The organism is Alteromonas lipotrueae (genome assembly GCF_019249215.1).
Classification (GTDB): Bacteria; Pseudomonadota; Gammaproteobacteria; order Enterobacterales; family Alteromonadaceae; genus Alteromonas; species Alteromonas lipotrueae.
In genome coordinates this window covers 321,172-335,076 of record NZ_JAESDI010000003.1, presented here as the reverse complement: position 1 = coordinate 335,076, position 13,905 = coordinate 321,172, and the positions used below count along the sequence as shown (strand labels likewise).

The following is a 13,905-nucleotide window of genomic DNA, read 5'->3' as shown; positions in this document are numbered from 1 at the left end:
GTCGAACTTTAGGCAGCAGTTTTGATGGCAGCGCCTAGATCACAATGCTTTATCATAGATAGTAGCAATAGGGCATATGTTGACAAACCATTTGACCCATTGGCTACCCTCAGTTAATGTGCGCGTAATCCCAAGAAACGCCTAAAATTGAGTGCTATTGTGACGAAAAAGACAGATTCTCCCTCGTTTGAGGAAACCCTTACCGAATTAGATGCCATAGTCAATGAGATGGAAAACGGTGAGTTGCCATTAAACGTTGCACTTGAAAAATTCGAGCGAGGCATTGCCCTTTCTCGCGAAGGCCAGAAATCGTTAGAGCAAGCAGAACAAAAAGTTAAAATTTTGCTTAATGAGCAAGGTGAAAGCGCACTACACCCTCTTCCTGAAGACGAGCAACCTTAAGCCTCGTGTCGCAACAAACAGGTACAATATGAATTTCACTGCATTGCATCAGCAAGTTAAGCAGCAGACCGATACGTCGTTAAATACGCTTATTGATGACCTTCCCGACGACGCACCGCGGCTTAAAGAAGCAATGCGTCATGCGTTGTTGGTGGGCGGTAAACGCATGCGACCTTTACTGGTTCAAGTTATCGGCAACACCCTGGATGTGCCTAAAGGCGATCAAATGGCTATCAGTATGGCAATTGAGTGTGTGCATGCTTACTCGCTTGTACACGATGACTTGCCAGCCATGGACGACGACGATCTGCGTCGCGGCCAACCAACTTGTCATATTGCATTCGATGAAGCCACCGCAATATTAGCCGGTGATGCTTTGCAAGCCCTCGCTTTTAGTACATTGGCAGACGCGCCGCTGAGTGAATTCGCAACCAATAAACGTGGCGAGTTACTTTCTGTATTAGCGCGCGCCGCAGGCTATCGCGGCATGTGTGGCGGGCAAGCTATCGATTTAGCCAGCACGGGCGAAGAAATAAGCCTTGAGCAGCTCAAGCGTCTACACAATTTGAAAACCGGCGCGCTACTTCGTGCATGTATTGAAATGGTATCTATTGTTTCTCAAGACCTTGATAGTGGCAGTAAAGCAGACTTATTAGCCTACGCTGACGATATTGGCCTTGCATTTCAAGTCCAAGATGACATTCTGGACGTAGAAGGTAATAGTGAGCAATTAGGAAAGCCAGCAGGCTCTGACATTGCTTTGGGTAAAAATACCTTTCCTGCCAAGCTTGGCATCGAAGGCGCAAAACGAGAACTTGATAAGCTGCATCAGAATGCCCTTCAAGCCTTGGCTCGTTTACCCTACAATACAGACAGTTTAATTGCGTTTAGCGAACTATTGGTAAAACGAGACCATTAGTTCTGCAACCATGTTGAAAAAGATAATAAATAATGAGTTTAGACCTCCAACATTACCCCACGCTTGCTATTGCGCAAACGCCGGATAAGTTAAGACAGTTACCGCAAGATAAATTGCGTGAGTTGTCAGATGAATTACGAGAATATTTACTAAATAGTGTAAGCCAAACCAGTGGGCACTTTGCATCGGGCTTAGGCACGGTAGAGCTTACCGTTGCTTTGCATTATATTTATAATACCCCTGTAGACAGATTAATCTGGGACGTGGGCCATCAGGCCTACCCCCATAAAATTCTGACTGGCCGAGCCACTCAAATGTCGACTATTCGACAAAAAGACGGGTTACATCCCTTCCCTTGGCCTCCTGAAAGCGACTACGACACTTTTGCGGTGGGTCACTCTTCGACTTCAATTAGTGCTGCGCTCGGGATGGCTGTTGCCGCCGAGCAAGAGGGCAAAAATCGTAAAGTGGTTGCCGTTATTGGCGATGGCGCGATTACCGCAGGCATGGCATTTGAAGCGATGAATCACGCAGGCGATATCAATAAAGATATGGTTGTGGTGTTAAACGACAACGAAATGTCTATCTCTGAAAACGTAGGAGCCCTTAATAGCCACCTTGCACGCTTACTTACAGGTAATGTATTTAACTCTATTCGTGACGGTTCTAAGAAGTTATTAAGCAACGTACCTCCCATTAAAGAGTTTGCTAGTCGCGCAGAAGAACACCTTAAAGGCATGGTAGTGCCCGGCACTATCTTTGAAGAGCTTGGCTTTAATTACATTGGCCCTATTGATGGCCATGATGTCGATGCCGTTGTAGATACTTTGCGTAATATGCGCAAATTCAAAGGCCCACAACTGCTTCACGTGGTCACTAAGAAAGGTAAAGGCTACGCCCTTGCTGAAAAAGACCCGATTAAATTCCACGCAGTGCCTAAATTCAACCCTGCCGATAACGCGTTACCAAAAGCGAAACCTTCAGCGCCTACTTTTTCTGCTATTTTTGGCAATTGGTTGTGCGATATGGCAGCGCAAGACCCCAAATTGATGGCGATTACACCCGCCATGCGTGAAGGCTCTGGTATGGTCGCGTTTTCGCAGCAATACCCCAGACAATACTTTGATGTAGCCATTGCAGAACAACATGCGGTTACCTTCGCTGCGGGTTTAGCTCGCGATGGTTGTAACCCGGTGGTTGCCATCTACTCAACCTTTTTACAGCGTGCGTACGATCAGCTTATTCACGATGTCGCATTGCAAGACTTGCCTGTTTTATTTGCCGTGGACCGTGCTGGAATTGTAGGTGCTGATGGCCCTACTCACCAAGGTGCGTTTGATATTGCCTTTTTACGCTGCATACCGAATATGATTGTCATGGCTCCGTCTGATGAAAATGAATGTAGACAAATGCTATACACGGGTCACAAAGCGCAAAAACCTGCTGCGGTACGCTACCCTCGTGGTTCTGGAATGGGTATCACCCCTGACACCGCAATGACCGAGTTACCTATTGGTAAATCGAAGGTTAGCCGTGCCATTAGCGGTAAACCATCGAAAAAAGCAGCAATATTGAATTTTGGCACACTCTTACCTAATGCATTAGCCGCTGCCGAAGCGGTGGATGCTACGGTTATTGATATGCGGTTTGTAAAGCCCCTGGACGGCCAGGCTATTGAAAAAGCGGCTAGTGAACACGATATGCTTATTACCTTAGAAGATGGGTGCATAGCTGGTGGTGCGGGCTCTGGTGTACTTGAGTACTTGCAACAACAAGGTATTATGAAACCGGTTCGTACATTAGGGCTTCCTGATAGCTTTATTTTACAAGGTACGCAGCAAGAAATGTACAAAGAACATGGACTAGATATCGAAGGTATTAGCGCTACTCTTAAAAGCTTACAAAGCTAGCTAATTGCTTTCTTTCTAACTAGCCTTTATATATAAAAAGCCCGCATTAGCGGGCTTTTTAGTATTTATGATTCTTTGACGTATGAACAAGCTAGCTTACATCAGCCCGATACTAAAACAAGGTGGTAAATGCCGGCCATACTAGCATCATGATATGTAAGCAAGCACACGCCATTGCGCCTGCCACTATATCATCAAGCATAATGCCTGTACCGCCGTGTAAGCGCTTATCGATAGGCCCTATTGGCCAAGGCTTTAAAATATCGAATATACGAAACAGAACAAACCCTGCTAACAGAGACGGCGCCGTGATGGGTACAAATAAAAAGGTAATAAACATACCCGCCACTTCATCCCACACAATAGAACCATGATCGTGCACCTGCATATCATCAGCAGTTTTTCCGCACAGATAAATACCAATAATTGAGGCAAAAACGGTGAAAGCGATAAACGCTATCACTGGCATATTCGCAGACAACATTAACAGTGGAAGCGCAGCTGCCGAACCAAATGTGCCGGGCATAAACGGAACAAGTCCGCTACCAAACCCAAGCGCTAAAAAGTGCACTGGATTCTTCATGCTAATTCTAGCGCGATATTCTTTTTGCATATAATGCTCTGTTAGCTTCTAGAAACTATGCTCGTAACCATTTTCATTGGTTGGTGTGAACGGCTGATTATCTTTTAACAAAAAAAGCTGACCGACTTGACCAGTCAACTGACCAATACAAGTGGCTTTCACGCTACTACTGCCCATTGAGGTTTCAAAGTTGCCTCGCTGTTCTTCGCCTACGGTAAAGATAAGTTCATAGTCGTCGCCTGCTGACAGTGCATATTCGATAGCTTGGGCATTATCAACTGCACTGGTTAACGCTCTCGATAAAGGGAGCTTATCAACGTGCACATTTGCACCACAGCCTGATGCTTTCAGTATATGGCCTAAATCAGAAATTAAGCCATCAGACACATCAATACATGATGAAGCAATACGACGAAGAGCCGTTCCCATTGCTACCCGAGGCGTAGGGTAATAATGGCGATTAATAAGCACATCTCGCGCTTCCCCGGCCACAGTGAGCTTATTCTGCAGAATATCTAAGCCAGCACCAGCATCACCTAACGTCCCTGTAACGTAGACCCAGTCGCCGGGTTTTGCATTACTGCGGGTTAGTTCGGAGCCGGGTGGAATAAACCCCTGCGCCGTAATGGTCATGGCCATTGGGCCTTTAACGGTATCGCCACCAATCAACTGCACAGAATAGTACTGCGTAAGCTCATACAAACCATCTACGAACTCGCTGAGCCACTCATCTTTCACGCTTGGCAATGACAACGATAAGCTGATCCACGCGGGTTCAGCGCCCATGGCGGCTAAATCGCTTAAATTGACGGCTACGGTTTTATACGCCACTGATTTTGCTGGCGCATCTTCTAGGAAGTGCACGCCGGCTACCAAGGTATCGGTAGTAACGGCAAGTTGTTGGTTACTAGGAACGTTAGTTACGGCGCAATCATCACCAATACCAATAACAACGTCTTTACGAGTGTGGCCACCATCAGAGAAGTAGCGGCCGATAAGATCAAATTCTTTCACGATAGTCTATTAAACCCTTGTGACATCCAATGCCACTGTACAAGGTTAATCGCGTTCGTCTTTACGCAACGAGCGAACCGCTTTATCAAGCGCACCATTGATGAATTTATGACTTTCTTCGGCCCCGAAAGACTTCGCAAGTTCAATCGCTTCATTAATAATTACGCGATAAGGCACATCCTTACGCTCTGTAAGTTCCAGTGTCGCAATGCGTAAAATAGCCTTTTCGATTGCATCTAGTTCTTCAGGCAAACGGCCCAAATACGGCTTGATAGTCGTATCTAAGTGGCTAGCGCTGTGCGCCACACCGCGAAGCAGTGCCTGAAAATAAGCCATATCAACTTTCTTCATATCGTTACTGGTCGCAAGCGCCAGTTCAATTTGCTGAATATCGTTATGACTCATTTGCCATGAATAGATGCCTTGAAGGGCAAGTTCACGGGCTTTACGACGAGCTGAAACTTTCACTTAATTTTTTACCTTAAAGCTTTTCAACAGCATCGATAACGTTAACCATTTCAAGCGCACCTAAGGCTGCTTCAGCGCCTTTGTTGCCTGCTTTGGTTCCAGAACGTTCGATAGCCTGTTCAATAGAATCTGTAGTGATAACGCCAAAAGATACCGGTACACCGTATTCTAGCGATACTTGCGCTAGGCCTTTGTTACATTCGCCTGCAACAAAGTCAAAATGAGGTGTGCCGCCACGAATTACCGCACCTAGTGCAATAATGGCGTCAAAAGATTTTTTCTCAGCAAGTTTCTTAGCAACAATAGGCAACTCATAAGCACCTGGAACACGAACCACTGTGATATCGTCTTCGTTCACTTCGCCGTGACGGTCTAGAGTATCTAATGCGCCTTCCAATAAGCTCTCAACAACAAAGCTATTAAAGCGTGCAACAACAATAGCAATCTTCTTACCGGTCGCTCTGATATTACCTTCAACTACTTGCATGATTTCATTCCTCGAGAAAAACGGCGCGAAGTATACCACAACTACGCCCAAACTAAATCGATTGTTTCTTTTACTCTGCTACTTAGTTCATTAGTCGCAGCCAAGTAATAAGGAGGGGGAGTGCCTGCCGTAAACCCTCCACCGCATGGATGCGGTGGCGGAGCGTACATGGATGTATTCACCGCGTGTTTGCGGCAGGCACTCCCCCTCCTTTATAAACTGCTCAGTCGTGAACGTACTCAACTACTTCTAGGCCATAGCCTGATAAGGCATGGTACTTAATAGGCTTGCTTAGTAAGCGCATTTTCTGAACGCCAATAGAGGCTAAAATTTGGCTACCTACACCAATAGTACGTGACGAGCCCTGCCAATCAGCACCAGTTGGACGCTCGCCTCTATCTTCTGCAGCAAAGCGGCGAACCTGTTGTTCAATTTGCTCATCTTTACCAAGCAATACCAGAACACCGCCTTCATCAGCAATTTTTTGCATACCTTCAGATAAGGTAAGCGAACGATGAATACCACGGGTAGAACCCAGCAAATCACTGAAGGTATTGTGAAGATGCACGCGAACTAATGTTGGATTCTCAGCGCTAACTTCCCCTTTCTTCAAAGCAAAGTGTAGCTGATTATCAATACTGTCTTTGAAAGTATGAAGCTCGAAATCACCATATTCTGTAGGTAGGTTGCACTGAGCGACCTTTTCAATGGTAGTTTCGTTTAAATTTCTGTACTCGATTAAATCGGCAATGGTGCCAATTTTAAGGCCGTGTTTTTCAGCGAATTTCTCAAGCTCTGGTCGACGAGCCATTGAGCCGTCTTCATTTAAGATTTCAACGATAACACCGGCCGGCTCTAACCCTGCTAAGCGCGGCAAATCGACTCCCGCTTCGGTATGCCCTGCGCGGTTTAATACGCCGCCTTCTTTAGCAATTAGCGGGAAAATATGCCCAGGCTGAACAATGTCGGTAGCTTTCGCTTCTTTGGCAACAGCAGCCTTAATAGTTACAGCCCGATCAGCCGCTGAAATACCAGTAGTAACGCCTGTTGCCGCTTCAATCGATACGGTGAAGTTTGTCGAAAACTGCGCTTCGTTTTTATCCACCATTAACGGAAGGTTAAGGCGTCTACAGCGTGCTTCGGTCATCGGTAGGCAAACTAAACCTCTGGCATGCGTTACCATAAAGTTAATGGCTTCTGGCGTTACATGTTCTGCTGCCATAATAAGATCGCCTTCGTTTTCACGATCTTCATCATCCATCAAGATAACCATTTTACCTTGACGAATGTCTTCAATAATTTCTTTCGAGGTGTTAAATGCCATAGTTTTTATACTTCTTGTAGGGTTACTTTCTCAAAAATCCGTTCTCAGCCAAAAATGCCATATCAATGTCTTTTGATATAGGTGAGGCTGCTTTATCACCCATCATTAAGCGTTCAAGGTAACGTGCTATTACATCTACTTCTAAATTTACGGCGCTGCCAACGTCGTAATGTCCCATCACCGTTTCTTTCAGCGTATGGGGAATTATCCACAGCATAAACTCAGCACCGTTGACTTCATTCACCGTAAGGCTCACGCCATCAACAGTGATGCTGCCCTTATGAGCAATGTACTTGGCTAAAGATGTAGGTGCTTTTACCCAAAATTCAACATAGTCGGTGTGTTTTATAATTTTACTGATCTCGCCCACGCCATCGACGTGACCTGAAACAATGTGTCCGCCCAGTCTGTCAGTGGGTCGCATTGCCTTTTCAAGGTTCACAGTAGAGCCCGTGCCGTAATGGGCAAACCCGGTAAGTTTTATGGTTTCAGCCGATACATCAGCGCAATAATAATCGCTACCCATATCAGTTACGGTAAGGCATACCCCGTTGGTAGCAATACTATCACCAAGCGCTACATCGGCCATATCCAGTGTAGTTGATGAAACCGTTAACCGTATGTCACTACCTCGGTTATCGAGTTTGGTAATCTTGCCTAAAGCTTGAATAATTCCAGTAAACATAATGTTCCTATAAGGCTATTGAGGCGTGTTAAGGGTGTTAAGAAGGTAACGAAGCTTAATATCGTTACCTATTTGTCGACTTTCAATCAGCGACAATTCAATAGCTTGATTCAATTCGGTAAAGGTGGGTAAAGATACCATACTCACCCCTTTGTCTCCCAATAGCTTAGGCGCTTGATAACAGATGAGTTCATCTACTTCACCAGCCATCAGTAATGCGCCAACCAAACCTGGTCCTGCCTCTACCCACACTTCGTTAAACTGCATGTCGCCTAACTGCAGCATCAATTTACTGATATCCACTTTACCGTTCATCGCATCAACGGTTAGGTGTTGGCGATTGTCAGTATCGGCGCTATTTTGGGTAGATACCACGAAGGTTGGATGACCATCGTTCATGCACGTGTAGTCCCTTGAAAGATCATCGGCACTATTCACAATTATCCGCACTGGCTGGCGAATAGCCTCCAATGGGTAATCAGTGAACTTCGCTTCGCCTGATCTGACTAATAGACTAGGATTATCGGCTTTTACCGTTCCCGAGCCTGTTAACACCGCGCAGCTTTGTGCACGGTAATGCTGCACATCTCTTCTAGCTCCTGGCCCAGTTATCCATTGACTGTTACCATTTTGAAGGGCAATTTTTCCATCCACACTTATGCCTAATTTCACTCGCACATAAGGTTTGCCAGTTAACATTCGCTTGATAAAACCCGGGTTCAACGCGGCAGATTCTGCCGACATAATATCGGATGAGACCTCAATGCCCGCATCTTGTAACATGCGAATACCATTACCGCTAACATTGGGGTTCGGATCAGTCATGGCAATAACCACCCGCGACACTTGTGCTTTTATAAGTGCTTCAGCACAGGGGGGCGTTCGTCCATAATGGCTACATGGCTCTAAAGTCACATAGGCCGTAGCACCTTTTGCGCTTTTACCTGCTTCACGAAGGGCATGAACTTCGGCATGAGGCGTACCGGCTTGGACATGAAAGCCTTGGCCAATAGATTCATTGTTATTATTAACAATGACACAGCCAACACGGGGGTTAGGAGAAGTAGTATATCGGCCTTTTTGCGCCAGCCGAATGGCTTTGGCCATCCAATAATAGTCAATTTCTACGGCCTTACTCGGCAAGTCACTGGTTGAACTGCTACTGTGATTTTTGCCTAGGTCGGTATTTGAGCCGCTATTTATATGAGCATGGGTAGTATTAATTGACACTGCATATCCCGTGGTTAATCCCCTAGTCTGGCTATTTCCTCACCAAACTCTCGGATATCTTCAAAGGAACGATAAACAGAGGCAAACCGCACATAAGCGACCTTATCTAGCTCTTTGAGCGCTTTCATAATAAGGTTGCCTAACAGTTCACTCCCCACTTCTCGTTCGCCGGTTGCCCGAAGCTCTGACTTAAGCGACAAGATACACTGTTCAACTTTTTCTGTACTCACTGGGCGTTTTTCTAGCGCGCGCTGTAAGCCTGCACGAAGCTTATCTTCGTTGAAAGGCTCTCGTGAACCATCACGTTTAATAACACGCGGCATTACGAGTTCTGCACTTTCGAAGGTAGTAAAACGTTCATGACACATTGCGCATTCACGACGCCGGCGCACCTGATGCCCCTCTGCCACTAGGCGAGAGTCAATCACTTTTGTTTCTTGTGCTGAACAAAAGGGGCAAAACATGAGCGATCCTTAACTTACTATTTACTACGCGTTAGCCTGTGTTTGTATAGACTAACGCGCGGTAACTACCTTATATCGGTTGCTTACGCGTAAACAGGGAACTGTTCACAAAGTGCAACCACTTCACTTTTAACACGGTCAATAACGCTGTCATCACCCATATTATCTAACACATCACAAATCCATGTAGCGACTTGTTTGGCTTGTTCTTCTTTAAAGCCACGACGTGTAATTGCTGGGCTACCGATACGCAATCCACTTGTAACAAACGGTGAGCGAGGATCGTTAGGAACCGAGTTCTTGTTGACAGTAATGTTAGCCGCACCAAGGGCAGCATCAGCATCTTTACCCGTAATATCTTTATCAATAAGATCTAACAGGAACAAATGGTTTTCAGTACCATTAGATACAATTTTGTATCCGCGTTCTTGCATTACCGCCACCATCGCTTTTGCGTTCGCAACAACCTGTGTTTGGTATTCTTTAAAGTCTGCCTGAAGTGCTTCTTTAAACGCTACTGCTTTTGCTGCAATAACATGACACAAAGGACCGCCTTGATTGCCTGGGAATACTGAGCTTTGAAGCTTTTTATAAATGGCTTCGTCACCACAGGCAGACAAGATTAGTCCGCTACGTGGGCCCGCTAGGGTCTTATGTGTCGTTGTAGTTACTACATGTGCATGTGGGAGTGGATTAGGATAAACACCCGCAGCAATCAAACCTGCAACGTGCGCCATATCAACTAACAGGAAAGCGCCTACACTGTCGGCGATTTCCCGAAATTTTGCCCAATCAACAACACCCGAATAAGCAGAGAAACCGCCAATAATCATTTTTGGTTTATGTTCTTCTGCTAACGCGGCAACTTGTTCGTAATCGATTTCGCCCGTTTCGTGGTTCAAGCCATACTGAACGGCATTGTAGGTCTTACCCGAAAAGTTTACGTGAGAACCATGCGTTAAATGACCACCTTCAGAAAGGCTCATACCTAATACAGTATCGCCAGCATCAAGCAATGCCATGAATACCGCAGAGTTAGCTTGTGAACCTGAGTGAGGTTGCACGTTAGCGTAGTCTGCACCGAAAAGCTCTTTTGCTCTATCGATAGCCAATTGCTCTACTACGTCTACGTGTTCACAACCGCCGTAATAACGCTTACCTGGGTAACCTTCAGCATACTTATTAGTTAACTGAGAGCCCTGAGCTTCCATAACACGTGGGCTACAGTAGTTTTCAGAGGCGATAAGTTCGATATGCTGTTCCTGACGGACAACTTCTTTCGCCATTGCTTCGGCTAATTCTGGGTCAAAGTCAGCGATATTCATTTCGCGAGGTAACATGAGGGCTCCTTAACGGCATTGATTGATGGCTTGTTCGTGGCATATTCTAGTCATTTTCAAGGGCTTGTATACCGCTTTATGACCAATTTAATTTAAATGGCGCAGGTTTAACGTAACGCCTGCGCTCCATTGAGATCAGACCTGTTTTTCTAGCGCCTTCACGCGGTCAAATAAACTGCCTATTTTTTGCAGCCTTATAGTATTTCGCTTCCATTCTCGATTAGACGTAGCCGGCTGACCTGAAGAATAAACCCCTGGTTCGGTGATATCTTGGACAATCATGGAGTAGCCAGTTACTTGCACTTTGTCGCAAATAGAAATATGGCCGTTTACGCCAACACCACCGCCGATAACAACGTACTTTCCAATGTGGCAACTGCCCGCGATACCGGTTGCACCGCAGATACACGAATGATCGCCAATAATGCAGTTATGACCCACTTGCACTTGGTTGTCGATAATGACGTTGGTGCCTATAACGGTGTCTTCCATAGCTCCGCGATCGATACTGCTACTGGCGCCAATTTGACAGTCATCACCAATGCGAACAGAACCAGTTTGCGGAATAGGAAGCCATACGCCTTTATCGTTCGCGTAGCCAAAGCCCGCTGCACCAATGACCGTTTGGCTATGCACCGTAACCCGCTTACCCATTATCACGTCATGATAAATCGTCACATTAGGATGAATAACACTGCCTTCACCAATGCGCGTACCTTTGCGAATAACCGAATTGGCACCAATAGTGACGCGGTCACCTAGCACCACGTTATCTTCAATAATCACATTGTGGCCTAACGACACATCGCTACCGATATTGGCCGACGATGCAATCACGGCGGTGTCGGCAATCCCACTTGCTACTGCGGGCGTAGTGTCGAAAAGCTGTGCAATGCGCGCGAACGCTACATGAGGATTGTCTACCACTAGCGCTGGGCATGGGGCTTTATCTTTTAAACTGCTGTGAAGAATAACCGCACCAGCAGAGGTATCGCTTAACTGTGATTTATATTTCGGATTAGTAAGAAATGAGATTTGATGGCTGGCAGAGCCTGCTAGCGTTCCTACCGCAGAGATAACGACACTGCCGTCTCCCTCTACAACACCGCCTACATGGCTGGCAAGTTCCGATAGGCTGTAAGGGCGTTTGTTCATTGCAGTCATACAGTGAATACCTATTTTTTCATTGAAGCGTATGCTAGTGAAGTTTACCTCAATTTAGGAAGGTGACCGACGTATTATTCGTACTTTTCGCCTTCTTTTTACTTCAATTGAACAAAATACCATCAAGCATGAGCCTGTATGGCGGTTCACACTGGCACAGACTATCCTGTTACGAGTACAATGATACTTTATTTTCTGGCAAGGACACAGCATGGCTCAATACGTTTATAGTATGCATCGCGTGGGGAAAATTGTTCCACCGAACCGTCAAATTCTTAAAAATATCTCTCTGAGTTTTTTCCCCGGCGCAAAAATTGGCGTATTGGGTTTAAACGGTTCTGGTAAATCTACCTTACTGCGTATTATGGCTGGGTTAGACACCGAAATTGAAGGTGAAGCACGCCCTCAACCAGGGCTTAAAATAGGCTACCTACCTCAGGAGCCACAACTAGACGAATCGAAAGATGTACGTGGAAACGTGGAAGAAGCGTTAGCCGACGTTAAACACGCGCTAACTCGCTTAGATGAAGTGTACGCTGCGTACGCAGAAGCAGATGCCGACTTCGACGCCCTTGCAAAAGAGCAGGGTGAACTTGAAGCTATTATTCAGTCGAAAGACGGACATAACCTAGAGAATACCTTAAACCGTGCTGCCGAAGCCCTTCGTCTTCCGGCATGGGATGCAGACGTCAGCAAATTATCAGGTGGTGAACGCCGCCGTGTTGCCTTGTGTCGTTTGTTGCTTGAAAAGCCAGAAATGCTGCTGCTTGATGAACCTACCAACCACTTGGATGCTGAATCTGTTGCTTGGTTAGAACGCTTCCTTCACGATTACGAAGGTACGGTTGTGGCTATTACCCATGATAGATACTTCCTAGATAATGTTGCAGGCTGGATATTAGAACTAGACCGCGGTGAAGGAATACCTTGGGAAGGTAACTATTCTTCTTGGTTGGAACAAAAAGATCAGCGCTTAGAGCAAGAAGAACGCACAGAGAATGCGCGTCAAAAAAGCATTAGACAGGAACTCGAATGGGTTCGCTCTAATCCAAAAGGTCGCCATGCAAAAAGCAAAGCGCGTATGGCGCGTTTTGAAGAGATGTCTACTGGCGATTACCAAAAGCGTAACGAGACTAACGAACTCTTTATTCCACCTGGTGAGCGCTTAGGTGATAAGGTTATTGAAGTTGAACACCTTAGTAAATCCTACGGTGAACGTGTACTTATTGATGACTTGTCGTTCAAAGTACCTAAAGGCGCAATCGTAGGGATTGTAGGGCCAAACGGTGCGGGTAAATCGACTTTATTTAGAATGCTTACTGGTGCAGAGCAGGCAGATTCAGGCGACATTAGCCTAGGTGATTCTGTAAAGATTGCCAGCGTTGAGCAATTTCGTGACCACATGAACGAAAACACGACGGTGTTTAAAGAGATTTCTGAAGAACAAGATATTATTCGTATTGGTAACTTTGAAATTAACAGCCGCGCCTACTGCAGCCGCTTCAACTTTAAAGGCAACGATCAGCAGAAGTTCATTAAAGACTTATCGGGTGGTGAACGAAATCGTGTGCATTTAGCCAAGCTATTAAAAGCAGGCGGCAACGTGTTGCTACTCGATGAACCAACCAATGACTTGGACGTTGAAACCCTGCGAGCGCTTGAAAACGCCTTGCTTGAATTCCCAGGTTGCGCCATGGTTATATCGCATGATAGATGGTTCTTAGATAGAGTTGCCACACACATCATGGATTACCGCGACGAAGGTAAAATCAACTTCTTTGAAGGTAACTACTCTGACTACGAAACCTGGCTTAAAGCTGAATTCGGTCAAGATGCGGTTGAACCACACAGACTAAAATACAAGCGCATGACCAAATAGCGTTACAAAACGGGCTTATATGAGCCCGTTTTTTTG

General features: G+C 45.8%; 14 protein-coding genes. 4 read left to right on the top strand and 10 right to left on the bottom strand.

The genetic code is table 11. From position 1 onward, the window contains the following. The first annotated feature begins 159 nt into the window (after positions 1–159). From xseB to dxs, 3 genes are read left to right on the top strand one after another with little or no spacing between them, the layout of a single operon-like run. Positions 160–402 carry an exodeoxyribonuclease VII small subunit gene (gene xseB, locus JKP82_RS04870; protein WP_082605035.1) on the top strand — a complete coding sequence of 81 codons (243 nt, stop codon included), beginning with the start codon at positions 160–162 and terminating at the stop codon, positions 400–402. 28 nt (positions 403–430) lie between these two features. Next, positions 431–1,321: a farnesyl diphosphate synthase gene (locus JKP82_RS04865; protein WP_159532053.1), complete on the top strand. Its 891-nt coding sequence runs from the start codon at positions 431–433 to the stop codon at positions 1,319–1,321. 32 nt (positions 1,322–1,353) lie between these two features. Next, a complete protein-coding gene (gene dxs / locus JKP82_RS04860) occupies positions 1,354–3,231 on the top strand; it encodes a 1-deoxy-D-xylulose-5-phosphate synthase (protein ID WP_218396053.1) in 1,878 nt (625 codons plus the stop codon). A 112-nt stretch (positions 3,232–3,343) separates the two neighbouring features. On the opposite strand, the gene JKP82_RS04855 is transcribed toward dxs, so the two are convergent. The 10 genes from JKP82_RS04855 to lpxD form a co-directional block, all read right to left on the bottom strand. Beyond that, positions 3,344–3,844 (bottom strand): phosphatidylglycerophosphatase A family protein, encoded by a 501-nt coding sequence (locus tag JKP82_RS04855; RefSeq protein ID WP_159532057.1) that lies wholly within the window; start codon positions 3,842–3,844, stop codon positions 3,344–3,346. 18 nt (positions 3,845–3,862) lie between these two features. Then, positions 3,863–4,828 (bottom strand): thiamine-phosphate kinase, encoded by a 966-nt coding sequence (gene thiL, locus JKP82_RS04850; RefSeq protein ID WP_159532059.1) that lies wholly within the window; start codon positions 4,826–4,828, stop codon positions 3,863–3,865. Positions 4,829–4,873: 45 nt separating this feature from the next. Further along, entirely contained in the window at positions 4,874–5,296 is a 423-nt protein-coding gene (gene nusB, locus JKP82_RS04845; protein ID WP_013783366.1) for a transcription antitermination factor NusB, read from the bottom strand. Between the two features lie 13 nt (positions 5,297–5,309). Continuing rightward, complete coding sequence (gene ribH, locus JKP82_RS04840) at positions 5,310–5,783, bottom strand: 6,7-dimethyl-8-ribityllumazine synthase (protein WP_013783365.1); 474 nt, start codon at positions 5,781–5,783, stop codon at positions 5,310–5,312. A 223-nt stretch (positions 5,784–6,006) separates the two neighbouring features. After that, positions 6,007–7,107 (bottom strand): bifunctional 3,4-dihydroxy-2-butanone-4-phosphate synthase/GTP cyclohydrolase II, encoded by a 1,101-nt coding sequence (gene ribBA / locus JKP82_RS04835; RefSeq protein WP_159532061.1) that lies wholly within the window; start codon positions 7,105–7,107, stop codon positions 6,007–6,009. Positions 7,108–7,129: 22 nt separating this feature from the next. Beyond that, positions 7,130–7,792, bottom strand: coding sequence for a riboflavin synthase (locus JKP82_RS04830; protein WP_159532063.1), 663 nt, complete (start codon positions 7,790–7,792; stop codon positions 7,130–7,132). A 15-nt stretch (positions 7,793–7,807) separates the two neighbouring features. Continuing rightward, the gene (gene ribD / locus JKP82_RS04825) at positions 7,808–8,899 is read right to left on the bottom strand and encodes a bifunctional diaminohydroxyphosphoribosylaminopyrimidine deaminase/5-amino-6-(5-phosphoribosylamino)uracil reductase RibD (RefSeq protein WP_218396077.1); all 1,092 of its coding nucleotides are present in this window, start codon (positions 8,897–8,899) and stop codon (positions 7,808–7,810) included. 137 nt (positions 8,900–9,036) lie between these two features. Beyond that, entirely contained in the window at positions 9,037–9,486 is a 450-nt protein-coding gene (nrdR, locus tag JKP82_RS04820; protein ID WP_013783361.1) for a transcriptional regulator NrdR, read from the bottom strand. Positions 9,487–9,569: 83 nt separating this feature from the next. After that, a complete protein-coding gene (gene glyA / locus JKP82_RS04815; protein ID WP_159532065.1) occupies positions 9,570–10,826 on the bottom strand; it encodes a serine hydroxymethyltransferase in 1,257 nt (418 codons plus the stop codon). Positions 10,827–10,961: 135 nt separating this feature from the next. Continuing rightward, positions 10,962–11,990 carry a UDP-3-O-(3-hydroxymyristoyl)glucosamine N-acyltransferase gene (lpxD, locus tag JKP82_RS04810; protein WP_159532067.1) on the bottom strand — a complete coding sequence of 343 codons (1,029 nt, stop codon included), beginning with the start codon at positions 11,988–11,990 and terminating at the stop codon, positions 10,962–10,964. A 211-nt stretch (positions 11,991–12,201) separates the two neighbouring features. Between lpxD and ettA the strand changes: the two genes are divergently transcribed. After that, positions 12,202–13,869: an energy-dependent translational throttle protein EttA gene (gene ettA, locus JKP82_RS04805; protein WP_159532069.1), complete on the top strand. Its 1,668-nt coding sequence runs from the start codon at positions 12,202–12,204 to the stop codon at positions 13,867–13,869. The last annotated feature ends 36 nt before the right edge of the window (positions 13,870–13,905 follow it).

Excerpts from the sequence above, each read along its gene's own strand:
- JKP82_RS04830 (WP_159532063.1), bottom strand. The coding sequence starts at position 7,792 with ATGTTTACTGGAATTATTCAAGCTTTAGGCAAGATTACCAAACTCGAT.
- nrdR (WP_013783361.1), bottom strand. The coding sequence starts at position 9,486 with ATGTTTTGCCCCTTTTGTTCAGCACAAGAAACAAAAGTGATTGACTCT.
- dxs (WP_218396053.1), top strand. The coding sequence starts at position 1,354 with ATGAGTTTAGACCTCCAACATTACCCCACGCTTGCTATTGCGCAAACG.
- lpxD (WP_159532067.1), bottom strand. The coding sequence starts at position 11,990 with ATGACTGCAATGAACAAACGCCCTTACAGCCTATCGGAACTTGCCAGC.
- JKP82_RS04855 (WP_159532057.1), bottom strand. The coding sequence starts at position 3,844 with ATGCAAAAAGAATATCGCGCTAGAATTAGCATGAAGAATCCAGTGCAC.
- ribH (WP_013783365.1), bottom strand. The coding sequence starts at position 5,783 with ATGCAAGTAGTTGAAGGTAATATCAGAGCGACCGGTAAGAAGATTGCT.
- glyA (WP_159532065.1), bottom strand. The coding sequence starts at position 10,826 with ATGTTACCTCGCGAAATGAATATCGCTGACTTTGACCCAGAATTAGCC.
- JKP82_RS04865 (WP_159532053.1), top strand. The coding sequence starts at position 431 with ATGAATTTCACTGCATTGCATCAGCAAGTTAAGCAGCAGACCGATACG.
- ettA (WP_159532069.1), top strand. The coding sequence starts at position 12,202 with ATGGCTCAATACGTTTATAGTATGCATCGCGTGGGGAAAATTGTTCCA.
- ribBA (WP_159532061.1), bottom strand. The coding sequence starts at position 7,107 with ATGGCATTTAACACCTCGAAAGAAATTATTGAAGACATTCGTCAAGGT.
- ribD (WP_218396077.1), bottom strand. The coding sequence starts at position 8,899 with ATGGCCAAAGCCATTCGGCTGGCGCAAAAAGGCCGATATACTACTTCT.